The organism is Coprococcus phoceensis (assembly GCF_900104635.1).
GTDB classification, from domain to species: Bacteria; Bacillota; Clostridia; order Lachnospirales; family Lachnospiraceae; genus Faecalimonas; species Faecalimonas phoceensis.
Genome location: NZ_FNWC01000007.1, coordinates 761,669 through 784,920 on the forward strand (window position 1 = coordinate 761,669; position 23,252 = coordinate 784,920).

Sequence of the window (23,252 nt, forward strand, 5' to 3'; positions counted from 1 at the left end):
ACTGTGATTAAGGAAGGAATGTTTGTGAGATGTCCAATAGACAGAGAACATCCGCATGATCCTAGAATATTTGCAACAGGTAAGGTATTGAGTATAAATGAGTTTAATGAAACAGCTCATATCAAATTTTCAGATCCATTTGATCAAAAAAAATATTTTGAATATATTCCAGATGAAGTTAAGGAAGCGCCATTAGCTGCGTTGGATCATTGTCATTTGTTTAAAGGATCTTTTGTGAAATGGGGGAGAAAAACATCTAGGATAGTTGAATATAAAGGTAATGATAGGGACTTTTATGAATATTATTTACAGGATACTGTAACTAAAGAATATAGATGTGTGAATGAGGTGGATTTAGTTACATCTTTTATTTCCGGTAGTGCGAATCCTATACAGCAATTAAAAAAATATGAGTTTCAGAATCCTTGTTGGTATTTAGGACGTCAGATAGTAAAAGACACCATGAATGTATTAGATAATTCAATTTTAGGATTTAAAGAATTAGCGGGATGTAAAATTTATTTAAAAGCCTTCCAGCTTAATACGATAATGCAATGTTTACAAAGCGAACGCTGTAGATATATGTTGGCAGATGAGGTTGGTTTGGGAAAAACAATTGAAGCTTGCTCTGTCTTAAAAATTTATTTGTCTAATAATGCAGAAAAACAGGTTTTAATAACAGTACCTAGAGCATTAATTGCTCAGTGGAGAACGGAATTATTATTTAAATTTGGATTGTTAGAAGGAAATGATGAAAATGGAAATTCAATTAAACTTCTTCCAGTAGAAAGCTTATCGAGAGAAGATTGTGTCGTAGATTGGGATTTTGTTATTGTTGATGAGGTTCATAATTATTTAGATCGAAAAGGAAGATATGGATTTATTCACGCAATAAGTCGTCATTCGGAAAACATCATTTTACTCAGTGCAACTCCAATTCAGCAAAGACAAGAAGAGTATTTGGATTTATTAAGACTGATTCTTCCTGAAAAATATGATGATATGTCAATTGAGAAGTTTAGCGAATTGGTAGGTAAACAGAATAGAATTTCTCGATTAACATATTCTCTTTTAGATGAGGTGGACAGTTTTAAAAATGAATTGTTGCCTGAAATTGAAACAGAAAATCCACATGAAGATGAAGATGTTCAAGATGAATTAGAAGTAATTGAAGAAAATCTAAATGATTTAGCAGACGAAATTGATGATGCAAAATTATTTGAGTTAGTATCTGACGTTGATACTTCAAAAGAAGATTTTGGAATATATGATATACAAGTCATAGTTTCCTATATTTGTGATAACTTCCAATTAGAACGAAATATTATTCGTGGAAGAAGAGCAGTTTTAGGTGTGTATCCTAAAAACGAAGATGGTGAATTTGCTGAAAGAGCAGTTCATGAACTTACATACAAAATTTCAGAAGAAAAGAATTATTACGAAAATGAGGCATATCGTCAACTTAAAGAGTGGATTTTGTCTCAAGAAGGAAATCTAGGAGACTCTAATGTAAAAGATATTATTCAACCTCTGATAGAAGCATTTTTCAGTTCACCTTGGGCTTATAAAGCACGACTTACAGAATTAGGGGATAAATATGCAATCCCTTTAGATGTAATTAAAACAGCTTCAAGATGGCTCGAAGAAGAAGAGACAGCAATTAATAATATTGCAGATGTAATGGATGATATTGAAAGTCACCCATCAAGATTAGTCAATTTGATTAATTACATTGATCAAGAACTATTTGGCGAAAAAATAGTTATTTTTACAGATCAGATAGAAACCTTTAATGCATATTATAAGGTTTTTAAAGATGTGTTTGGAGATGAAGTTACTGGATTTGCTGAATCAATCAATAGAGATAAGGCGGAGGTTAATATATATAGATTCCAGTCGGATCCAAATTGTAAAATGTTGATTTGCGACAAATCAGGTGGTGAAGGCCGAAACCTACAAATTGCTGATTATGTAATACATTTAGATTTGCCATGGAACATCAATACTATTGAACAACGAATTGGCCGATTAGATAGAATGGGAAGAAATGTAAAAAAACCTGTGACTTCTGTTGTTATTCATTCAGTAGATAGTTATGAAGAACAACTTTTTAAGTTTTGGAATGATGGACTAAATGTATTTTGTCAATCATTGAGTGGTCTAGAAATCATTATGAATGATATAAATAACAAAATAACTGAATCTATTAAAACTGATTTTGAATTTGGATTATATCGTTTGATTCCGGAATTAATTAAAGAAGCTGAAAAAATGCGTGAAACTGTACAGCGTGAACAAATATTTGATACCGCTGCAATGAGATTTAGGCCGCTTTATTTGCAATTGGAAAAGTTGTTGCATAATTATCAATTCAATGAAAATAAATTATTTGCAGAAACAATGATGAGTTGGGCGTCACTTGCTGGATTTGGAGAACTAGAACATGGCGCAAATGATGGTTTTGTTGCATTTGATGAGCATAATTTTTCAGTAAGATCTGCACAGAATTCATTTTTGATTCCGCCAAACTGGGATCATTATATGTCAAAAAAACAAAATGAGATTGCCATAAAAGCGCAGAGAGGTCTTGAAGAGGAATCAAAAAAGAATATAAATCATAATAATAGAATGATAATGGGGTCATTCGACAGGCAAGTGGCAATAAAAAATGATTATATTCATTTTTATGCACCAGGTGATGAGATTTTTGATTGTATCGTTGAAAATGCTATGGGTTCATATAAAGGTATGTGCACAGCTTTGGCTGCAGAATCAAGTGTAAATTGGAAGGGATTTATCTATACTTATTCAATCGAACCTAACGAAAGACTTTTGCTCGATGCTGGAATGTCACTATATTCACTTGGAATGTTTAGACAGTATTTGGCATCAGCAATACAGGTTATTCCCGTTGGTTTTTCATCATTTAGTGAAGTTCCAGATAAAACGGTAATATCTGAGCATAGAAGATTATCACAAATGGGATATTTTAATCGTTCAGATTCAATTGATCATTTGGGAAGAAGAGGAAAAGAAAATGGTTTTTTAGGTATTTCTTCTAGGTATCGAGCAAGTAATCTTGATTGGTTTAGAAGTCAATATTCCGAGGAAAAATGGGAAAGTCTTGTTGAACAAAGTAGCCAAATAGCTCGAAAAAAAGCACGAACAGGATTTCAAAAAGACTCTAATTTGCTTGGCGCAAAAGAAATGATTGATCAGATTTTATCCATGAAAGAATCTAGAAAAAAATATTATGGAACTGAAGGAAACGAATCTATAGAAGAACTGAGAAAACAGTATGAAGTAATACTTGAGAGCTTGTCCAAGCCTATTATTCGTTTGGAATCTGCTTGCTTTATGTGGTTGGTGAAAAAATGAAAAAAGAACTTATAGTAGATTTAATTGAAAAATTAATAAATAATGAGCCTTATGACCTAGAGCTGCTTGTCAATGCTTCTCCCAAAACATCAGTTGAAGAGTTTTTGTTAAATACGGCATATCGCTTGGTGAATACTTACGCAAGGTATAACGAGGGAAAGTGTGGGACAGCAGATTATTTACTAAGACTTCCCATACCCCAAATGGGACTTGTTCCTTGAAAATTCAATATTTCAGCTAACAAAATAGCGATTTATGCCACAGTAGCCAGTGGATGGAGTGCATTACGCAGATATTCCGGCAGTCTGGACTCAAAATCAGCAGTAAATCTAGCCAACTGTTCGTCACTAAGCTTCAGAAGTTCCTGAAGGCTTGCCATGAAAGCATCCATCAGGATGCTAAGTGAACGGTAGAAAGTGATATCTGCCATTTCATCTACCAGAAAAAAGAACAGTTCCCCTAGGGTTCGTTGATCTTCATTCTGTCTCTGCTCCATTGCAAGTAACATGTATCTGGTAAACACGATTGCTACGTGAGCAGTCAGTGCATCATAAGATAAGCTATGACATTCACCAATCAGATTCAGCATAGACTTGCAGGTCTTGAAAAAGACCTCGATTTTCCAGCGTTTGCCATAGATGCGGATGATTTCTTCTTCGGAGAGCGATGTATCTGTGCATATGAAAGCAAGCCAATCCTTACGATTGGCCTTGTTTCTTACGCAAACGATTTTTGCTGGAATGGGATTCTCTTTCCCTACCATCACATCAACAGAAAGAAGATACCTGGAACGGCCACGACGTTTCTTGTTCCTGGAATATATTTCCTTGATATTAAGCTGGTCCTCACCATAAGTGTACTTGATGCGGCTGCTTTTCTTGATCATGGCAATGACATCCATTCCTCTAGACTTAAGCGCAGTTATCTGTGCAGGATTGGAAAACCAGGAATCAAAAAGCACATATTCTGCAGAAAGCCCCGCAGATACAGCGGTATCAAGGAGTGTAAGCATTGCCTCCGGAGCTTTTGTCTGTGCAAGCTTACGACGCTTTCCGGCAAGAGTTCTCTTATCAAATGCCTTCACAGGGCCGATGATGTTCGACTCTTTGGATGAAGCCAGGAGACAGCTGTTTACAGGAATCAGCGTATTCCCATCGCTCCAGCTTACGGTCAGCATACGGAAGCCTTTCTTGTAGTTCATTCCCGTATGATCAAAGACTTTAGATCCCAGTTCTGTCTTTTTGCAGCTTGTACGATGGAACAGACTGTCGTCGATGATAAACACGTTCTTACGGGAGTCATCAGTAAGGTGCTTTAGATCATTCTTCACGATGTCAGCAGCAAGAAGTGATGTAAAACGGAGCCAGTTGGTTTTCGTAGAATTCAGAAAACGATAGAAGGTGTTCTTGGAAAACGCTTCTTTGAAGGAACCTGTTTTCTGTTGCATATACATACTTCTTCCAGTGAAAATGTTCCCCATCTTATACTTAAGCAGAGAAACAGAGGAAACGCCTTTCTCTTTGGTGCCGTTGCATTGCTTCAACAACCTGCCAACGTGATGCTTGATAAAAAACTTCTGGACACAATCAAGTAATGCTACCTCATTGCTATTGTTCTGTGATATACTGGACATGGCATAAATCCCCTTTTCTATTTTGGTTTTTCGACAATTCTATTATACCAAAGGAACGTATTTATGCCTTTTTAATTGGCTGAAATATTGAATTTTCAAGGTTAATCACACCTTATTGGTGTGGGAAGTTTGAGTTATTTAGTTGCTATTCGCGGATTTATGTTAACTTATCAAGTTTCACTTAGATTTGATAACGCACAAAATTTTTCGAATTTATCTGATTATGGAATCTATTATGATTCATTGGGAAGAAAATACTATGCGGTATTTGATATTCCGGAATTTATAATGCATAAGAAATTTGTATCTGACTCATTCATTACATCGAGTACAGATATTCCTGCAATACATTCGAAATATAGTCTTAAGGCAAATTTATTTATAGAAGAGACAACAGGATTTAAAAGTTTTAAATCATTTGAACAAAAATTGTGTGTATATGGAGCACTTAATACGCCGAGGGGATTCACATCATTAATTTCGATGCCAACAGGTGGAGGAAAAAGCCTAGTAACTCAAGTTCTAGGATATGAAAAAAATGGCTTATCGGTTGTAATTGTTCCAACTGTTTCTTTGGCAATAGATCAGGAAAGAGCAGCACGAACAAATATTAAGTGTTATAAGGAAGGAGAAATTTACTGTTATTATAGTGGAACAAAAAATTTTAAAGAAATAAAAACAGCTATAGAACAAAGAACAGTAAGATTACTCTTCATATCTCCAGAAGCATTGATAAAGAACGAGCAATTTAGTGAATTAATTTCAAAAGCAAATATGGACAGATATCTCAAAAATATTATTATTGATGAAGCTCATATAGTAGTGGCTTGGGGTGACTTTTTCAGGGTTGATTATCAGTGCATAAGTCCGTGGAGAAATGAGCTATTAAAGGTTAATCCAGAGTTGAGAACATATTTGTTATCAGCAACATATCGTGACGAAACGGTATTATCATTAAAACATCTTTTTGCAATAAATAACGATTGGCTAGAAATAAGATGCGATTCATTGAGAAAAGAACCACGTTTTATTTATAGTAAAGCTAAAAATTATTCTGATAAACGAAAAAAAGTTTTAGATATGGTGAATTTGCTTCCACATCCAATGATTTTATATGTTAATGCTCCATATGAAGCAGATAAATGGAAAGAGTATCTAGAAAATAAAGGGTATTCAAATATTAATACTTTTACGGGTGACACAAAGTCAAACGAAAGAAGAAATCTAATTGATGATTGGGTCAATAACAAATTTGATTTAATGATAGCGACATCTGCATTTGGCGTGGGTGTAGATAAGCCAGATGTTAGAAGTGTAGTACATCTTTATATGCCTGAGAGTCCAGATACATATTATCAAGAATTGGGAAGAGGCGGAAGAGATGGTCTTCCTTGTATTAGTGCCATGTGTATTGATGAAGATGATATTTCAAGAGCTTTTAATCATGTGAGCAAAGTTCTAACAACGGATAAGTTTTGGGGACGATGGTGGAGTATGTATCGAAACCCAAACAATCAGTGGCAGGGTGGTAATATTGCAATTATGGCTTCTACAAAGCCTAATTATAATAAAATTAATTATTTTGAAGAAGGCAATGATACCGATGAAAAGTGGAATATCAATGTATTACTTCTGTTGAATAGAAAAAAACAAATCAAAATAACAGGGTTAGATTTGGATGCGGAAAATAGATATATTTTCACTGTGAAGATATTAAATGATGTTATTACACAAGAAACGAGTGAAGCTAAAGCAGTTTTTGAAAAAATAAGAGATGAAGAAGCAATGAAATCTCAAAATGCTTTTTTTACAATAAAGAATGCAATTGATAAATCTGATCGATTATGTTGGTCGGAAATGTTTTTTGAAACGTATCCTTTAGTATCTGAATGTTGTCCAGGCTGCAATTGTCATGAAAATATGATAATTACAGAAAACAATCGTTTCCCACTGGTTGTTGATGTGAAAGGACCAGAGAAAAATCTGACAGATGAAATGGTTGATTTTTTTGCAAATACAAATGAAGCATTGATTATCACAGATGAAGATCCAGGTGAATTAATACAAAAATATAAACCTAATGTTGTGGTAAGTAGTTCTCTAGACAATATAAGAGAATCAAATATCGTTGGAATTAATTATATGAATTTTCAAGAATTAAGAGCTCTTCAAGTTCATGATAATGGTTTTTACATTTCAGGATTAGTAATGGCAATATATGATGATGATGATAAAGATCAAGCTAAAGCAGAGTATCAAACTATTTATAAGTATTTAAATAAAAAAAGATATGTGATACATGTTTCTAAACATGATTTTTGTGTGTCAAACAATACAGGAAAAATGATTACAGATCAAATTGATGGGACTGTAATTAGATAGGAGGAAAAATGTTTACTGGGAAAATGGTTACAGAAGCAATACCTACAAGGGTTTTTGCTTTGTACAGAATTGTAACATCTAAGAAAAATATTTCTCGATCTGATTTACAAGAATTAATGGAACCAAAAGAAATATATGAAGGCACTTCTTATTTTTCTACAATATTAAAAACAGCAACTGAATTAAAACTAGTTGATATTCAGGATAATTATGTAACAGCTATTGTTCCAAAAGAGGAGTTAAAAACAATAGAAGATTTAAGAACGTATATAATTTCTAAGTTGGATAATTATGAAGAAGAACAGTTTTATAAATGTACAAATGCGATTGTGAATCTAGATGAGAAAATATATAAATACAGTTCGATTTCAGATAATGAAATGTTGAATTATTTATCAGAAAAATCCGATCAACAGATTACTGCACCAATGGCCAGAGGATGGAGATTTTGGGCACAATTTTTGGGATTTGGATATATGAATGGTTTTGTTTTCCTTCCAAATGCTTATGTGTTTGTCAAAGATGTAATAAAACTTATGGACTTAGAAAAAAAGAAAGAATATCAAATTGATGATTTTATGACAAGATTTAACCAATATGGAAAAATACTGTCAGGCAATCCCAAAAGAGAGAAAAACCTAAATATTGCGTTTTCAAGTGCGTTAAGACAACTACATGAAAATGGAGAAATATCTTTGAAATATGTCTCTGATAAGGGTAGCAAGTGGATTTTATATCCATCTAATGAGGCGTTCAATGATCCTATAGGCGCGATTATTTATAAGGGGGTTAAATAATGAATATTGAGATAGCAAAGCAAAGATATAAAAGTGTTTTTCGCCCTGACGTAATTAATAACACAAAAGGTGACTTTTTGGCAACCCATGTGCCAATGAAAAATTTATATGTAATTTCTCATGCGGATGTTACTCTACAAGATAAAAAACATCCGATGACGGAGGAAGAGGTCTTTGATAGATTTTTCGCTTCAAGTGAGGAAGATCAATTTGTATTAGTAAAAGGAGCAAGTGGTGCTGGTAAGTCTCATTTGATTAGATGGTTTTACACAATGTTGGAGCTTCGTAAAACTGAAAGAGAAATAGTATTACCTATTAAAAGAGCTGATAACACGTTAAAAGGAACTATAAAGCAGCTGATAGATATGCCAGAAGTTCAAAATATGCCCAATAAGAATCTTTACAAGAAATTGGCATCTGCATCAACAACTATGCCTGAAATAGAATTAAAAAACACAATTTACTATACATTTGTAAATTTGATTGAGAGTGATGATGGGAAAGCTAGCGAAGATACTGAGAGAATGATAAATCGTGTGAATCGCCAACATTTAGTAGCACTTCTTCAGAATTCTTTGTTTAAAGAAAGGTTGATGTTAGAAGATGGACCAATCGAAAGAATCTATTGTAAATTTGCAGAAAATAAGACTACGGAAGTTAATGACAAGGCTGCAGAATTCATAAGTGCAGATTTTGAACTAGACTCGAATTTTTTTAATGAGTTATTGAATTCTGGTGCAGATGAAAAAGCTAGAAAAATTGCAAATAAACTTATTGATAATGACGCTTTTGTGAAAAAAATTGTGGATTATATAAACTTATTTGTAGAAAAAGTGATTCAGAGATGTGCTGGCTTAGAACCGGGAGATTTAGGGCTAGTAATACAAGAAATACGACAAGAACTTTATAAACAAGGAAAAACATTAACTATTTTAATTGAGGATATTACGGCAGCATCTGGAGTTGATGACTCGTTATTAGACGCGTTATTGACTAATAAGGTTGCATATCCTGATAAGAATCTGTGTAGGATCAATTCTATAGTAGGTTCTACAGACGGTTACTATGTTGATAAATTTCGTGTAAATACTAAAGCTAGAATTGAAAATTTTATTAATGTATCAGATGATATGTTTAATAATGATGTAAATGGACTAGTAGAGTTTTTTGCAAGATACTTGAATACAATATCATTGCCCGAAGATGCTATTGATAAGTGGTTAGGCAATAAAGCTGACCCAGATTTATATCCAGTGCATGAGGTGACTATCGGCAATGGATGGGATGAATTTAAATTGGGGAATTCTCATATTAATCTATTTCCTTTTTCATCTAGAGCAATTACATTTTTGTATAAAAAACAGGATTCGAATATGCGACATCCACGAGCATTGATGAGAGATATTTTGGAACCGTATATCAAAAATTCGTTAGAAGATTTACAAGATTATCCAAAAAGAAGATCATCGCTTGAGGGAATGGATCCTACATTACAAAATACCATATACAATCGAAATGATCTTGATGATAACACAAAAATCAGGTTGACACAGTTTATGTATATATGGGGTGATGGTACTAATAATGTATATTCTAAAGATGGAGTTAGATATATTGGTGGAATAGCAGATTGTGTTTATGAACAATTAGGATTACCATTACTTGACGGAAAACAGGTTGAAACGCCGACTGGCGAAGATGAAGATCTTACACAAATTGATCCTCCAAAGCCAGTTACACCAGATCCAGTTGTACAGATAGTTAAAGAAAATGAGCAGGTGGCCATTGCATTAAAAGAAGTAGATAAATGGATAGAGAATGTAGACTATAAATTAAATATAGGACAGACTACAGCAAATGTAAGAGCTTTAAATGAAGCCAGAAAGAATATGAATGCATATTTATATGCAGTAATAGACTGGGCGTCAGAAGGGGTTCCTATTGATGCAATGGTTAGAGTTAGAGATACAAGTAACAAGTTTTTAGTTTCATTTGAACGACAAACAATGAAGAGTGATTCGGTTGTTGTTTTGCCAGCATCCATAGAATCTAGAAAAATCATAGAAGCATTTGTACGTTGGAGTGAAATTGGTGGAAAATCATGGAACTTTGAAGGCTCTACAGATTATTTGTTTAGAGTGCAAAAATGGACAGAGAGTATTAAGCCTATAATTGTAAAATCAATTATGAGATATGAAGAAACAGAAATAGACTACTTTTCATTTGCAGCAGCTGCAGAGTTCTATCGATTGATTTTTAATGGACAATGTAAGAGTTTTCAAAAGCCACAAAACTTTAATGTGGAAATGCTTTTGAAAAAAAATGTAGTAGATAATGCTAGTAATGGTCATACAAAGAATTGGAATGATCTTTTAAAGAAAATGAATGGTTCGGATGGTAATGATGCGAGAAATTGTGTGCTACAATATTACAATCTACCACAAGGTACTGCAGTTACGTCTACGAATTATGAGTTTGATTATATTTCATTTAACAAAGCTGTAAGAAAAGTTATAAATACAGGACTAAAGTATGGTATTGATGATTTACAGTTAGAAGACCCTGTTAGAAAAAGACGTCTCATGAGCGAGTATTTGAAGTATATCCTCGACAGAATTGATACTGTTGTATCTGGGGAAAAGAATGCTTTAAATGAGGTTATTGATGTATTAGGAAAAGTGGTTGACTTAGATGATATTGATGACGAAGAAGATATCAAAGAAATTATTACATCAATTAAAAAGTTTTATAATCAAGCTCAGATTAGTCATATAAGCGTAGCAATACATTATGATGTTTCTTTAATTAACAGTTGTAATAAAAATGCAGGAGCAATAGTGTCTGCTATCAAAACAGCAAATCAGATAAAAGAAACTACTGATACACAAGAATTGTTATTGAAATTTAGTAAAGACCCAGTATTTGCATTAAGTGATTTTGCAAAACTGCTTACTTTGACTAATAGTGATTTGGTTATAGCTAAACAGGAAGTTGCAAATAGAATGAACAATGTTATTTCAGCTGGTGGAGGAAATAATACAGATCAATATAATACTGATAAAGAAAATCTGCAGGAATGCAAAAAAATAATTGCGGAGGTGAAATAAATGCTAATTGATGATATTAAACAAGAAATTAAGAGTATGAAGCAATTAGATTCAATCGAGTCAGCTGCGCAAGATGCTGAAAGAAGACAAAAAAACGATGCAGATTTCACCTCTTTAGTACTTGCATTTACAGCTTCTGTAGAAAAAATAAAAGAGGCTAAAAATGTACTTGTATTTAAATTAACTGATGAGACCATTCAATACTTAAATGACGGTGTAAACGGATTAGAGAATGTAATTAGTTCAATGGTAGTAGACGAATCGGCATTGAATGAAGTGAAACAACATATTACAAAAAAGGTGAATCCAGCATTATCAAAGGAATGGAAGGCGTTTCATAAAACAAAGACAATGGGGTTGTCTGGAAAACTATCATCAATAGGTAGTCTTGTGTCAGATAAAAATAAAATTGATACCATTCGAACCAATATTAATAACGGAAGCGAATGGGCTGGATTGCTGTTAAAAGATGATGGTGTTCATACAAGATTAGAATTATTAAAAGATGGAATAGACCAAGTCAATCAGTTGGAACAGAACTTAAACCTTAGCGAAGAAATAAAAGATTTTCTTGTAAAAGTAACAAGTGGAAAAGCTAGGGCTACTGATGTTAATGAAAACATTATCAATTGGATTATTAAAGAAAATTTAATTGAAAAATTCGTTATCAATTTCAAAAATTAAAGATAATAAATTGACACTATAGCACAATGGAGATATACTTAAGTAGGTACTTAAGTATATCTCTTGTTGCTTGGAGGCATTATGGATTATATATATAGATTTCCTGTAGTTAGAGGAACACAGGCTGGAACAGAATACTATATTGCGATGGTTCCACTTAAAATGTTAGCAAGATTATTCCCGGTAGACGATGAAGAGTTTGTTTTACCTGAATATAGAGCTCAAAGAAAACTAAATGAAACAAGAATTCCGGTTATAAGCAAATATATCTTAGAAAACAGAGATAGTTATGTTTTTTCAGCATTAGCTGCATCAATTGACGGAGAGTTTTCTTTTAAGTCTACTGCAGATAATGCAGATACAGGAGTGTTAGAAGTGTCTATGGATGCGCATTTCTTAATTAATGATGGACAACATAGAAAATCGGCAATAATGGCTGCTTTAAAAGAAGATTCAACATTGGGAGACGAGACTATTTCTATTGTTTTTTATGCAGATCAAGGTCTCAAAAGAAGCCAGCAGATTTTTACAGATTTAAACAAGAATGCAGTTAAAACGTCAAATTCAATTTCAGAATTGTATGACTCAAGAGATGTAATGGCTGTATTAACTAGAAATGTGATTTGGAATATTGAATTTTTAAATACGTATACTGACAAAGAAAAGGATATTTTAGGTAAATACTCTTCAAGTTTATTTACGCTAAATACTTTTTATACTGCAAACAAAATTATTGTAGGAAGAAGCATAGAGCCAAATTCAGAAGAGTTTTTACTAAAGTATTGGAATTTAATTGTAAAATATATGAAACAGTGGCAGGAGTTGCAGAGCAGAGAAATAACTAAGGTAGATTTGAGAGAAAACTTTATAGCAACTCAGAGTATAGTAATACAAGCTTTTGGTAGAATTGGTAATTATTTTTACACTAACCCCAATAATATGGATGTGATTTTACAACAATTGGAAAAAATAAATTGGAGTAGAAACGCACAACAATGGTATATGCGTGCTATAGGTAAGAATGGACGTATTATTACAAATAAAAAGGCAGCATTACTGATTTCCAATGTTATAAAAAAAGAAATCGGCATTCCACTTTCTCAAGAAGAAGAGGATGCTGAAATTCAATTAAAGAAAACTATAGAAAATAGAGGATAGAAAATGGCAATTACAAAAGATTTAATAGATGGCCTTATTGTCACAATTCAAAATTTATATTTGGCAGATGATATTCCTTGGATGATTGGATATTCAGGAGGAAAAGATAGTACAGCAGCGGTACAGTTAGTGTGGATGGCAATTGAACAACTTCCTGAACGCGATAGAAAGAAAACAATTCATATTATGAATACAGATACACTTGTAGAATCACCAGTTGTATCTAAATGGGTTGATAAGTCTCTTAAATCCATGAAGGATGAAGCAGAGAAAAAAGGATTACCATTCGTTCCAACTAAGCTTATTCCGGATTACAATAATACATTTTGGGTTAATTTAATTGGTAGAGGATATCCATTTCCAAGAATGAAGTATAGATGGTGTACTGACAGATTAAAAATTCAGCCAGTGAACAATTTTATCAAGAATAAAATTGCGGAACATGGAGAAATAATCCTTGTTTTAGGAACTAGAAAACAGGAAAGTACCAGACGTAATCGAACAATGACAAATCTAGAAAAGAGAAGAGTACGTGAATTATTAAGTCCTAATCCTACGTTGGCAAATGAACTTGTGTTTTCGCCAATGGAAGATTGGTCAGATGATGATGTATGGTCTTTCTTATTGCAATACAAGAATCCATGGAATTATTCAAATATGGATTTAATGACTATGTATAGAGGTGCAACTGCTGATAACGAATGTCCTTTACAAGTAGATAAGTCAGCTCCAACTTGTGGAAAAAGTCGATTTGGTTGTTGGGTATGTACCATGGTTGAAAAAGATAAATCTATGGAGGCAATGATTCTTAATGACCAGGAAAAAGAATGGATGAGTATTCTTTTAGAATTTAGAAATGAATTTGGAAATGAGGAGGGGGATCGTGAGAGAAGAAGCTTCCGTAGAATGAGAGGAAATCTTCAAGGAAATTACGGTAAGCTGTTCCATGGACCATATAAGAAGGAAGTTAGAGAATATTGGTTAGAAAGACTTCTAAATATTCAAAAGGAGATTCAAGAAAATGGACCTGAAGAGTTTTCAGATCTTGAATTGATTCGTATTCCAGAGCTACAAGCCATTCGTAGAATTTGGGTTAATGATAAACATGAATTTGATGATTCATTACCTAAAATATATGAGAAAGTAGTTGGAAAAGAATTTGAGGATCCTGAATGGATTCATTATGAAAATTTTGAGGCTGAAGAGTGGAATATACTAAAAGAAGTTTGTGAAGAAATGTTTCCAGATGAAGAACTTGCGTTTGAAATGATGTATTCACTGGTAGACGTTGAGAGCAAGTCTTCTGGTGTTAACCAGAGAAAAGGTATTCTTGATAGTGTAAATAGTATTATAGGAAAAACTTGCTATAAAAACGAAGAGGATGCTACTCAGTATTACACAGATATGATGCATCGAAAAAAAGAAAATGGTGGTAAGTACAATGAAAAATTCTTGGATTATCAGCCATTAGAATCTGAATTTGATGAAGAGGAAGAATAGTCGATGATTATAAAAAAACTAGAATTACATAATTTCGGTGTATATGCAGGAGACAATAGATTTCTCTTTGAAGGAAATAAACCGATTGTCTTAGTTGGTGGTATGAATGGTAGAGGAAAAACAACTTTCTTAGAGGCTGTGCTATTAGCACTTTATGGTTCTAACTCCTTTGCATACTCTGAAAGTGAATATAGATCATATTTACAGTATCTAAAATCCTTTGTAAATAGAAATGCGGATGATAAAGAATGTAGTGTTGAATTAGAGTTTGAAATAGATAATGGAATTAAGGAAAACTACGTTGTTAGAAGAAGATGGGATATTTTAACAAAGAAAACTAAAGAAGAGATATTCGTATATAAAGACGGCGAGTTCAATGAATTTTTAACTAACAACTGGCCAATGTTCGTTGAGAATATTTTACCAAGTGCTTTATCTAGTTTTTTCTTCTTTGACGGAGAAAAGATTGCTGAAATGGCTGTTGATAGCACGAATGTACAATTAAAAAATGCTATTCGCTCTATGTTGGGAATTAATGTGCTGGATGTTCTTGAAAATGATATTTTAAGAAACCTAAAGAAAGTCAGCAAACAGGATGCAGATAATAAGACATCTGAAGAACTAGAAGCTTTAAGAACTGAAAAAGATAATGCAGCTATCGAGTTAGAACAGATTACTGCAAAACTAGAAAAAACAGCGGCTATCTTGGAAGAACACAATAATAAATTAGAGTCATTGCATCAATTATATACTGCAAAAGGCGGTGATGCAGTAGAAAAGAAGCAAGAAACTATTCAAAAGCGTGCAAAGCTTAAGTCTGAATTAGAAGCAGAGGAAAATAAAGCTTATGAAATTGCAGCTAATGAATTACCACTAGCTCTTGTTGCTGATTTAATTCAAGATATTAAATTGCAGGCAGTAGATGAGCATACAGAAACCATTATGCAAGAAGCGATTCTTCAATTTGATATGTTATTGGAAGATTTTTCTGCGATTTATGACGGTGATACAAAAGCAAGTATTGATTTCATTGATTTTGTAAAAGAACAAACTCAAAGTAATCAAGAAGATCCAATTTATGAACTGTCGGATCATGCTCTTTTCCAGGTAAATACATTAAATGAAGGCACGCTTGATAATAGTTGTACTGAAATGAAAGCTATCTTTAACAAAAAGAAAGTACTTGCTAAGCAAATTGCTGAATTAGACAGCTATTTAACCCTAGACATTAATGATAAAGAATTACAACGTATTTACAAGAAAATAAAACAAGCAGAAGAAAAGATTATTCAAGATAAGGTAGTTATTTCAGACTTAGAGCAGAAACACGCGCAGGCCACATCCAAACTGAATTCTGCCACATCTGAATTCAACAAATATGTGGAAGCATATTTGGCTACAGCAGAATTAAGAGATAGTGTAGATCGTACTGTTAAATACTCCAATATGGCACTTAAAATAATTGAAAAGTACCAGGTCGCATTACAGAAGAAAAAAGCTGGTGTTCTGTCTAAGACAATTACTAAATGTTATAAACAGCTTGCAAATAAGAAGAATCTGATTAGCAAAATCGAAATGGATGCTGAAACCCTTAATGTCAAATATTTATCTGAAAATGGTCATGAGGTACCAAGGGAATCGCTTTCAGCAGGAGAACAGCAGTTAATGGTTATTTCGATACTTTGGGCATTAGCAATTTGCTCAAAGAAAAAATTGCCAGTAATTATTGATACACCATTATCTAGATTGGATTCTTTACATAGAACAGCATTGATTACAACATATTTCCCTAATGCAGGAGAACAGACTATTATTCTATCTACAGATTCTGAAATAGATGCAAGTTATTATGAATTAATGAAAGATAACGTAGGAGATGAATTTACTTTGGAATATGATGAAATTTCGAAGAGTACTTCTATTAAAAAAGGATATTTGATTGGAGCAAATATATGATTATAAAACAGGTAAGGGTTTCCCAACAGGCGAAGGATCAATTATCTCGTCTTAAAGGAAAAACAGGAATCAAAAATTGGAATGTCTTATGTAGATGGGCATTATGTTATTCTCTCAGTGAAAAAACATTGCCCACAGATATTCAAATAGTAGCAGATAGTAATCTTGAAATGTCTTGGTTTACATTTGGTGGAGAATATTATGAAATATATGAAGCTCTTGTTAAGGCATGGTGTATAAAAATGAATTTGCCAACAGATGATGAAACCGTTTCCAAATATTTCAGACTTAATTTAGAACGAGGCATTGCACATTTGTGTGGTACTGGGTTTATAAAAAGCTTGGATGATTTAGTAAAACTAGCAATAAAGAGGTAGTTGTATGAGTGTTTATTTAGATTATAATGCATCAGCTCCAATTGACCAGAGAGTGTTGGATGAGATGATCATTGCGTATCAAAATAAAGCGGGAAATGCGGATAGTAGAACACATTCTTTTGGTGAAGAGGCTAGAAGTGTAGTAGAAAATGCAAGAAAACAGGTGGCCAGTTTATTAGGAATATCTTCAAGTGAAGTGTTTTTTACTAGCGGAGCAACGGAGAGCAATAACATTGCGTTACAAGGACTAAAAGAATATGCTGAAAAAACAGGAAAAAAGCATATTATAACCACTAGTATAGAACATAAGACTATCCTTGAAACAGCAAAACATATGGCAATTGATGGATATGAAGTGGACTTTGTTAATCCTAATGAATCTGGTCAAGTAAGTGTAGAGTCTGTGTTAGAAAAATTACGTGAGGATACACTTTTGGTAAGTGTTATGCATGTCAACAACGAAACGGGTGCAATTCAGCCAGTACTAGAACTTGGTGATGAGTTGCAAAAAAGAGGTGTGCTTTTCCATATCGATGCGACACAAAGCTGTGGAAAGTTAGTGGAGGAAATTAGAAGTCTGAAATATGACATGTTGTCATTCAGTGCTCATAAATTAATGGGACCACAGGGTGTAGGAGCGTTGATTCTAAAGAGAAAAGCATATAAGCGTCCACCGGTTAAAGGGATTATGTATGGAGGTCAGCAGGAACAAGGAATACGACCAGGTACAATTCCTGTAGCATTAGTTGTTGGATGCGGTAAAGCATGCGAAATCGCAGAACAGGAATATAAAGAGAACGAGAGTCATTCCCGTCAGATTAAGCTTGCAATATTATCCACTTTAGAAGAATCTGGATTGAAGTATCAAATAAATGGAAATCAGGATATTTGTATATCTAGTACATTGAACATTGCAATAGATGGTGTTTCTTCAGAGGCGCTAATGATTTCTAGCAAGCAATATTGTGGTATATCCAATGGTTCAGCATGTACATCATCTAATTATTCTCCAAGCTATGTTTTAGTTGCTATGGGACTTGATGTTTCACGTATAGAATCATCTTTAAGATTAAGTTGGGGACCAAACTCTGAATTAAATGAAGTAATAGATAACTTCAGAAAATTGTTAGATGTAGCAAAATTGATAGCGAATTAAGGTGGAGGTGCAGCCATGGGGGCTGATTTTGATTTTGAAATCGTTTACGAAAATAATTTAGATATGCAGAAATTTGCCCGTATGTTCAACAACACATCTCAAAGTTACAAATTCTATTGGTTTGAGGCTATATTGAACCTTACAAAGGAAACAGATGAAGATTTATCATTTGAAAAAATTATCGATGAGATGATATGTGAAGCATGGCATACAGTTACACATTACCATTTACGATTAGGTCCAACAGTTGATGGAAATGCAGAAAATTTTTTAGAGCATGCAATTAATATTTTAAACGAGAAAATTGATTGGATATCACAAAACCCTTCTAGAGATGAATTGCTAAGAGCAATTAGTGAATGCGGTGCTGATTAAAAAAAAGATAAAACTAGACTTACAGACTATGTTCCTTATAAGCTTTTATATCCATTCTTTGATACAGAAGATTTAAAAGATGGTCTAGAATACATAAAAAATGATAAACACAGCCGTTTGATCGCATATATGGCAAAGTTGTCTGGAAATGAAAATGTGTTTTACACGATTCTTGATGGATCTGGACAGAATAAAACAATTAGATTAAACCGATATTGGCGAGAATTGCTACTTAAAAATTATTCTGTGATTCGAAGTTGGGTTCAGTATAATAAGGCACAGTTTTTACAGGATCGTAATCCAGGTGTTCCTGGTATTATATATAAATTGTGCCGACCAGATAACTCTGATGCACGTAAATTGGACCAGGCAAGAGACTTATGGAAACTGACTGTTGATATTACAGGCAAACCAATAAGAGAAATCTATACAGGTGATGAAATTGAAATAAAAGAATTGTCCATAGATCATTTTGTTCCTAGATCATATATTTCTAATGATGAATTGTGGAACTTAATTCCTATGAAGAAAGCTCTAAATTCAAGTAAGAACAATAAACTACCGGAATGGGATAAGTTCTTTGAACCTTTTGCAAGATATCAATATTACCTTTACAATCTTATCTTTCCTAATGATATAGAAAACAAATCGGATCGATTGATTAAATCATTTGAAAAGTGTCGTAAATTAATATCAATGCAGGCAAAGAATCCTTTGATACATCCTGGAGCTGTTCCTAAATGATCAAAACGGAGATATATATTCATTGCTTTTGCAAGGCGAACTGGATCAGTCTCATCATATTTCTTAACAGTCTCACGGACCTGATTAGCAATATATTCAATCTTCAAGGTTGATTCACTCCCCTTGTGTAATAGTCTAGATTAATTCAACTCTATGCTACCAAATCTAAGTGGCGAAAAAACTCCCTCGATTAATCTTTTTTACGGCCATATTTATCTTTGGCAATCTGCTTACATTCAAGATAAGCATCCATAAGAGCGCGGAAGTAAGCATCTTTAGCTTCTTCGCTTACAGTACCACCGGCAAACATCTCTTTATTTGCCTTTAGCATTTCTTCTAAATTCTGAGAAGTTTTAGTGCCAGTAGTAGCACGCATTTCTTCAACATAATCCATACGATCTAATCCATAGCTTGGATCTTCAATTTCATCATTTTTTAAGTATTCAGTAGAAACGCCAAGTGCTTTAGCTAATTTATAGAGCTGTGCAGCATATGGTAAACGTGCTCCTGATTCATAGTTACCGATAGTGCGGACACCAATTCCGGCTTTATCAGCCAATTGTTGCTGTGAAAGTCCTAGGGCTGCCCGGTGTTCAATTACTTTGTCTCGAAAGGTCTTCATAACCATTCCTCCAATCAAATTTTGTAAAGAGTTGCCGATAGTTGCGACAATCTATTGACACACTTGCCAACAGTTGCTATAATTCAAATCAGCAAATATAAGCAAATTATAGCGAGAGTTGCTGAATAAGTCAACAGAAACTTGCCGAAAGTTGCATATAAGAATGTATAATGAAGCATCTTGTTTGGGCAGAGGAGGAAACTGCTTATAGGACAGATGAGAATGTGCTTTATTTATAGAGCATTTTACAGGTTTCTTTCCCTTTACCTGAAAGCGTAATGGATGAAATAATTAGAACTTTTACGAAGGGAGTATGTTATATATGAGCAGAAAGAATACAGGGGCATGGAAAGCAATTCATTCCATGTGTGAAATGCAGGACATCAATGAAGAGGCATTATATCAGAAGGCAAAGATGCTTTTAAGTATCTATCGCCGTGTTTGTTGGTCCACTGTTGGTCGTGCGGAAGCAGTATCAGAGGACATATGCTGTTATTGTGGATCGGATGTAGATGGAGCACTTATTTATTTAGAGACCTTTGCACCAGATGAGCAGAAAGCCCGTTTTGAGGTCAGAATCCAGTCTTTATTTGAATCAAGATGGATGATGGAGATGATGGAAGGAGCCATGAGCAGGGTGTATGAGTTCCCTGATGGCGGGAATCTGTTTTATGACATTCTTAATAAGGCCTATCTATGGAAAAACAAATGTACAGAAAGTGAGATGTTGGAGATGCTGAATCTTGAACGAAGTCGCTATTACGACAAAAAGAAAGAAGCCATTATGGTGTTTGGCCTTGCTCTTTGGGGAGCAGAATTGCCTAAGGTGAAGGAATTTCTACAGGAGGAACCTGATGAAAGCCTGGCGGTGATGAGTACGACTTAAGTCCGACAAACTTCCGACGGATTTACGATAAGGGTACGACGGGTATCCTACTGAAAGTCCGACCTTGTATCAGTTATGATTGGTATGCTGGGAGAGCAGCATACTAAAAATGAATAAAGAATAGTTTTAGCCTTGTGCCCTTAATTGGGTGCAGGGCTATTTTTATGCCCTTTTTGACTTTGCGGTGTGCTGACTCTTCCGGACAAAAAACGGAAGTGAGGAAAACACACATGAATTACAAGTATGAAATGGCATGCAAAGAAGCAGGAATGAGAGAGGAGGATATCCAGGCATTACGCAGAGAGTTTGACGCTGATTACAAACGTCTTAGCAGAGAAAATAAGAGAAAAGATAAGCTAGGCTTTTCTTCAGTATCTTTATCTATTATAACAAGTGATGGCGATGGTTTTGACTGTGAGATTGCAGATCCAAGAGCAAATATTGAAGAAGATTTCATCCATAATTGGGAGCTTCAGCGTTTAGGAGAACTGATGGCAGAGCTTGATCCAGTGGACAAAGAGTTCTTATATAATTGTTTCTCTGGAGAAAAGGATTTGGAGAAACGTATCTGTGAGAAGTATGGTCTTCAACGTAATCAGATGCAGTACAAGAGAAAGAAACTTTTAGAGCAACTTCGTCAGGGATTTGAGGAGTAATAAGAAATTATAAAAAGATTTAAAAAGTTATTCAGCAAATGGCAGAAAGCTGTCCACATCTAAATAGTGGGAGGGGAATTCTCTCAGATGATTGCCAGACCATATGCAATGTGTGGGATTGTGTATGGTCTGGATAAGTTAACAACATAAAGATGGAGGATAGCACAGTATGGAAAATATTTATGAAATTCCAATTTGGAAGAAATATACATTATCAGTTGAGGAAGCTGCAGTGTATTTCCGTATTGGAGAAAATAAACTGAGAAGTTTAATTAACGAAAATAAATCAGCGGACTATCTGCTATGGAATGGTAGCAGAGCTTTGATTAAAAGAGAAAAATTCGAGCGATTTGTTGATGAATTGGAAACCATCTAGGGAAAATTTTAGTACAACTTAGGGTCTGGTCGTGATATACTAACAGTATGAACGAGTCATGGCTCTTGGAAAGGAGCAATATGAGCGAAAAGAGACGTGACAATAAAAAGAGACTTCTTTGGGAAGGAGAAGTTCAGGAACAAAACGGAAGATACAAATATCGTTACACAGATTCCAATGGAAAGAGAAAATCTGTTTATAGTTGGAGATTAACCAGTACAGATCCATTTCCTGCAGGTAAAAAACCAGATTTATCATTGCGAGAAAAAGAACAGATTATTCAGAAGGAAGTATTGAATGGTGTGTGCAGTAATGATATGACAGTAATGGAATTGGTAGATCGATATCTTAGCTTAAAGAGAGGCGTGCGCCATAACACTGCAGCAAATTATAAATTTGTTCGAAATGTTTTGGCGAAAGAAGAATTCAGTGCAAAACGAATTGACAAGGTAAAACTATCAGATGCTAAATTGTTTTTGATTAAACTTCAGGAAAAGGATGGCAGGGGATATAGTTCTATCCATTCAATCAGAGGCGTTCTTAGACCGGCTTTTCAGACGGCTGTGGATGATGATTTGCTTCTTAGAAATCCTTTTGAGTTTCAGTTAGCTACGGTTGTTGTGAATGACTCTGTTACAAAGGAAGCTGTTACACAGGAACAGGAAAGGAAATTTCTAAAGTTTATTAAAGAAGATAGTCATTATAACAAGTATTATGATGGAATGTTTCTTTTGTTTAAAACTGGACTTCGAGTAAGTGAGTTTTGTGGTTTGACAATCCACGATATTGATTTTGAAAATAACATGCTTCATATCACTCATCAGTTACAGAGAAAACGCGATATGCAATATAGTATTGAGGAGACAAAGACAACTTCTGGTACAAGAGATATTCCGATGACAGAAGAGGTTAGAGAGTGTCTTGAGAGAATAGTTGCGAATCGTAAGCATCCTAAGGTAGAGCCAATCATTGATGGTTATACAGGTTTTTTATTCTACGATAAAAACAACAGACCTATGGTGGCGTTGCATTGGGAGAAGTATTTTCACTATGCAATTGGAAGATATAACAGAACCTATAGATTGCAGTTACCAAAGATTACACCTCATATCTGCAGACATACCTATTGCAGTAATATGGCAAGGGCTGGAATGAATCCAAAGACTTTACAGTATTTAATGGGGCATAGTGATATTGGTGTAACGATGAACACTTACACACATCTTGGAGCTACAGATGCAAGAGCCGAATTAGAGAGATTACATTTAGCTGGTACATCAGACAGACATAAATCTCGCAAGATTGTAGGCTTGAACTGATAAAAAAGTGCTGGTCTACGAATTTTAAAAATAGACCAATTGGTAGACCAATAGACCAAAGAAATATAAGAAAATATAAGAATTTATAAGAAATTAGGAAAAGAACAGAAATCCCCAAAAGCCTGTAAATAAAGGGTTTTAAGAAG

Annotated in this window: 19 protein-coding genes; 17 read left to right on the plus strand and 2 right to left on the minus strand. The window is 34.1% G+C overall.

What is annotated here, in order from left to right; genetic code table 11:
- Window positions 1-3: 3 nt before the first annotated feature.
- Together BQ5364_RS07370 and BQ5364_RS07375 are read left to right on the plus strand one after the other, a co-directional pair.
- Complete coding sequence (locus BQ5364_RS07370; protein WP_071143932.1) at window positions 4-3,378, plus strand: SNF2-related protein; 3,375 nt, start codon at window positions 4-6, stop codon at window positions 3,376-3,378.
- A complete protein-coding gene (locus BQ5364_RS07375; RefSeq protein ID WP_071143933.1) occupies window positions 3,375-3,599 on the plus strand; it encodes a hypothetical protein in 225 nt (74 codons plus the stop codon). The genes BQ5364_RS07370 and BQ5364_RS07375 overlap by 4 nt, the downstream gene beginning before the upstream one ends.
- Before the next feature lie 32 nt (window positions 3,600-3,631).
- Here BQ5364_RS07375 and BQ5364_RS07380 read toward each other — a convergent pair whose 3' ends face one another.
- Window positions 3,632-5,011: an IS4 family transposase gene (locus tag BQ5364_RS07380; RefSeq protein ID WP_071143765.1), complete on the minus strand. Its 1,380-nt coding sequence runs from the start codon at window positions 5,009-5,011 to the stop codon at window positions 3,632-3,634.
- A 129-nt stretch (window positions 5,012-5,140) separates the two neighbouring features.
- On the opposite strand from BQ5364_RS07380, the gene BQ5364_RS07385 reads away from it, so the two are divergent.
- The 11 genes from BQ5364_RS07385 to BQ5364_RS07435 all read left to right on the plus strand — a co-directional run bounded on the left by BQ5364_RS07385 (window position 5,141) and on the right by BQ5364_RS07435 (window position 19,247).
- Window positions 5,141-7,393 (plus strand): helicase-related protein, encoded by a 2,253-nt coding sequence (locus tag BQ5364_RS07385; RefSeq protein WP_159431674.1) that lies wholly within the window; start codon window positions 5,141-5,143, stop codon window positions 7,391-7,393.
- An 8-nt stretch (window positions 7,394-7,401) separates the two neighbouring features.
- Complete coding sequence (locus BQ5364_RS07390) at window positions 7,402-8,190, plus strand: hypothetical protein (RefSeq protein WP_071143935.1); 789 nt, start codon at window positions 7,402-7,404, stop codon at window positions 8,188-8,190.
- Window positions 8,190-11,297 (plus strand): hypothetical protein, encoded by a 3,108-nt coding sequence (locus BQ5364_RS07395; RefSeq protein ID WP_071143936.1) that lies wholly within the window; start codon window positions 8,190-8,192, stop codon window positions 11,295-11,297. The genes BQ5364_RS07390 and BQ5364_RS07395 overlap by 1 nt, the downstream gene beginning before the upstream one ends.
- Window positions 11,298-11,981 (plus strand): hypothetical protein, encoded by a 684-nt coding sequence (locus BQ5364_RS07400; protein ID WP_071143937.1) that lies wholly within the window; start codon window positions 11,298-11,300, stop codon window positions 11,979-11,981.
- 81 nt (window positions 11,982-12,062) lie between these two features.
- Window positions 12,063-13,139, plus strand: coding sequence for a DNA sulfur modification protein DndB (gene dndB / locus BQ5364_RS07405; RefSeq protein WP_071143938.1), 1,077 nt, complete (start codon window positions 12,063-12,065; stop codon window positions 13,137-13,139).
- A 3-nt stretch (window positions 13,140-13,142) separates the two neighbouring features.
- The gene (gene dndC, locus BQ5364_RS07410) at window positions 13,143-14,639 is read left to right on the plus strand and encodes a DNA phosphorothioation system sulfurtransferase DndC (RefSeq protein ID WP_071143939.1); all 1,497 of its coding nucleotides are present in this window, start codon (window positions 13,143-13,145) and stop codon (window positions 14,637-14,639) included.
- A gap of 3 nt (window positions 14,640-14,642) precedes the next feature.
- Window positions 14,643-16,595, plus strand: coding sequence for a DNA sulfur modification protein DndD (gene dndD / locus BQ5364_RS07415; protein ID WP_071143940.1), 1,953 nt, complete (start codon window positions 14,643-14,645; stop codon window positions 16,593-16,595).
- Window positions 16,592-16,972, plus strand: coding sequence for a DNA sulfur modification protein DndE (dndE, locus tag BQ5364_RS07420; RefSeq protein ID WP_071143941.1), 381 nt, complete (start codon window positions 16,592-16,594; stop codon window positions 16,970-16,972). The genes dndD and dndE overlap by 4 nt, the downstream gene beginning before the upstream one ends.
- A gap of 4 nt (window positions 16,973-16,976) precedes the next feature.
- A complete protein-coding gene (locus tag BQ5364_RS07425; RefSeq protein ID WP_071143942.1) occupies window positions 16,977-18,128 on the plus strand; it encodes a cysteine desulfurase family protein in 1,152 nt (383 codons plus the stop codon).
- A gap of 15 nt (window positions 18,129-18,143) precedes the next feature.
- The gene (locus BQ5364_RS07430; RefSeq protein WP_071143943.1) at window positions 18,144-18,503 is read left to right on the plus strand and encodes a hypothetical protein; all 360 of its coding nucleotides are present in this window, start codon (window positions 18,144-18,146) and stop codon (window positions 18,501-18,503) included.
- A 129-nt stretch (window positions 18,504-18,632) separates the two neighbouring features.
- Window positions 18,633-19,247, plus strand: coding sequence for an HNH endonuclease domain-containing protein (locus BQ5364_RS07435; RefSeq protein ID WP_136017803.1), 615 nt, complete (start codon window positions 18,633-18,635; stop codon window positions 19,245-19,247).
- Between the two features lie 190 nt (window positions 19,248-19,437).
- Here the strand turns inward: BQ5364_RS07435 and BQ5364_RS07440 are convergent, their stop codons facing one another.
- On the minus strand, window positions 19,438-19,869 hold the full coding sequence (locus tag BQ5364_RS07440) for a helix-turn-helix domain-containing protein (protein WP_071143945.1): 432 nt from the start codon (window positions 19,867-19,869) through the stop codon (window positions 19,438-19,440).
- Window positions 19,870-20,191: 322 nt separating this feature from the next.
- On the opposite strand from BQ5364_RS07440, the gene BQ5364_RS07445 reads away from it, so the two are divergent.
- The 4 genes from BQ5364_RS07445 (at window position 20,192) to BQ5364_RS07460 (ending at window position 23,106) form a co-directional block, all read left to right on the plus strand.
- Window positions 20,192-20,755 (plus strand): hypothetical protein, encoded by a 564-nt coding sequence (locus tag BQ5364_RS07445; protein WP_071143946.1) that lies wholly within the window; start codon window positions 20,192-20,194, stop codon window positions 20,753-20,755.
- A gap of 230 nt (window positions 20,756-20,985) precedes the next feature.
- Window positions 20,986-21,411 carry a hypothetical protein gene (locus BQ5364_RS07450; RefSeq protein ID WP_071143947.1) on the plus strand — a complete coding sequence of 142 codons (426 nt, stop codon included), beginning with the start codon at window positions 20,986-20,988 and terminating at the stop codon, window positions 21,409-21,411.
- A 169-nt stretch (window positions 21,412-21,580) separates the two neighbouring features.
- Window positions 21,581-21,787, plus strand: coding sequence for an excisionase (locus tag BQ5364_RS07455; protein WP_071143948.1), 207 nt, complete (start codon window positions 21,581-21,583; stop codon window positions 21,785-21,787).
- 80 nt (window positions 21,788-21,867) lie between these two features.
- Window positions 21,868-23,106 (plus strand): site-specific integrase, encoded by a 1,239-nt coding sequence (locus tag BQ5364_RS07460; RefSeq protein WP_071143949.1) that lies wholly within the window; start codon window positions 21,868-21,870, stop codon window positions 23,104-23,106.
- The last annotated feature ends 146 nt before the right edge of the window (window positions 23,107-23,252 follow it).

Coding starts and splice junctions, on each gene's coding strand:
- BQ5364_RS07460 (WP_071143949.1), top strand. CDS start 21,868: ATGAGCGAAAAGAGACGTGACAATAAAAAGAGACTTCTTTGGGAAGGA.
- dndC (WP_071143939.1), top strand. CDS start 13,143: ATGGCAATTACAAAAGATTTAATAGATGGCCTTATTGTCACAATTCAA.
- BQ5364_RS07375 (WP_071143933.1), top strand. CDS start 3,375: ATGAAAAAAGAACTTATAGTAGATTTAATTGAAAAATTAATAAATAAT.
- dndD (WP_071143940.1), top strand. CDS start 14,643: ATGATTATAAAAAAACTAGAATTACATAATTTCGGTGTATATGCAGGA.
- dndE (WP_071143941.1), top strand. CDS start 16,592: ATGATTATAAAACAGGTAAGGGTTTCCCAACAGGCGAAGGATCAATTA.
- BQ5364_RS07450 (WP_071143947.1), top strand. CDS start 20,986: ATGAATTACAAGTATGAAATGGCATGCAAAGAAGCAGGAATGAGAGAG.
- BQ5364_RS07395 (WP_071143936.1), top strand. CDS start 8,190: ATGAATATTGAGATAGCAAAGCAAAGATATAAAAGTGTTTTTCGCCCT.
- BQ5364_RS07425 (WP_071143942.1), top strand. CDS start 16,977: ATGAGTGTTTATTTAGATTATAATGCATCAGCTCCAATTGACCAGAGA.
- BQ5364_RS07440 (WP_071143945.1), bottom strand. CDS start 19,869: ATGAAGACCTTTCGAGACAAAGTAATTGAACACCGGGCAGCCCTAGGA.
- BQ5364_RS07390 (WP_071143935.1), top strand. CDS start 7,402: ATGTTTACTGGGAAAATGGTTACAGAAGCAATACCTACAAGGGTTTTT.
- BQ5364_RS07435 (WP_136017803.1), top strand. CDS start 18,633: ATGGCAAAGTTGTCTGGAAATGAAAATGTGTTTTACACGATTCTTGAT.
- BQ5364_RS07445 (WP_071143946.1), top strand. CDS start 20,192: ATGAGCAGAAAGAATACAGGGGCATGGAAAGCAATTCATTCCATGTGT.
- BQ5364_RS07430 (WP_071143943.1), top strand. CDS start 18,144: ATGGGGGCTGATTTTGATTTTGAAATCGTTTACGAAAATAATTTAGAT.
- BQ5364_RS07380 (WP_071143765.1), bottom strand. CDS start 5,011: ATGTCCAGTATATCACAGAACAATAGCAATGAGGTAGCATTACTTGAT.
- BQ5364_RS07455 (WP_071143948.1), top strand. CDS start 21,581: ATGGAAAATATTTATGAAATTCCAATTTGGAAGAAATATACATTATCA.
- BQ5364_RS07400 (WP_071143937.1), top strand. CDS start 11,298: ATGCTAATTGATGATATTAAACAAGAAATTAAGAGTATGAAGCAATTA.
- dndB (WP_071143938.1), top strand. CDS start 12,063: ATGGATTATATATATAGATTTCCTGTAGTTAGAGGAACACAGGCTGGA.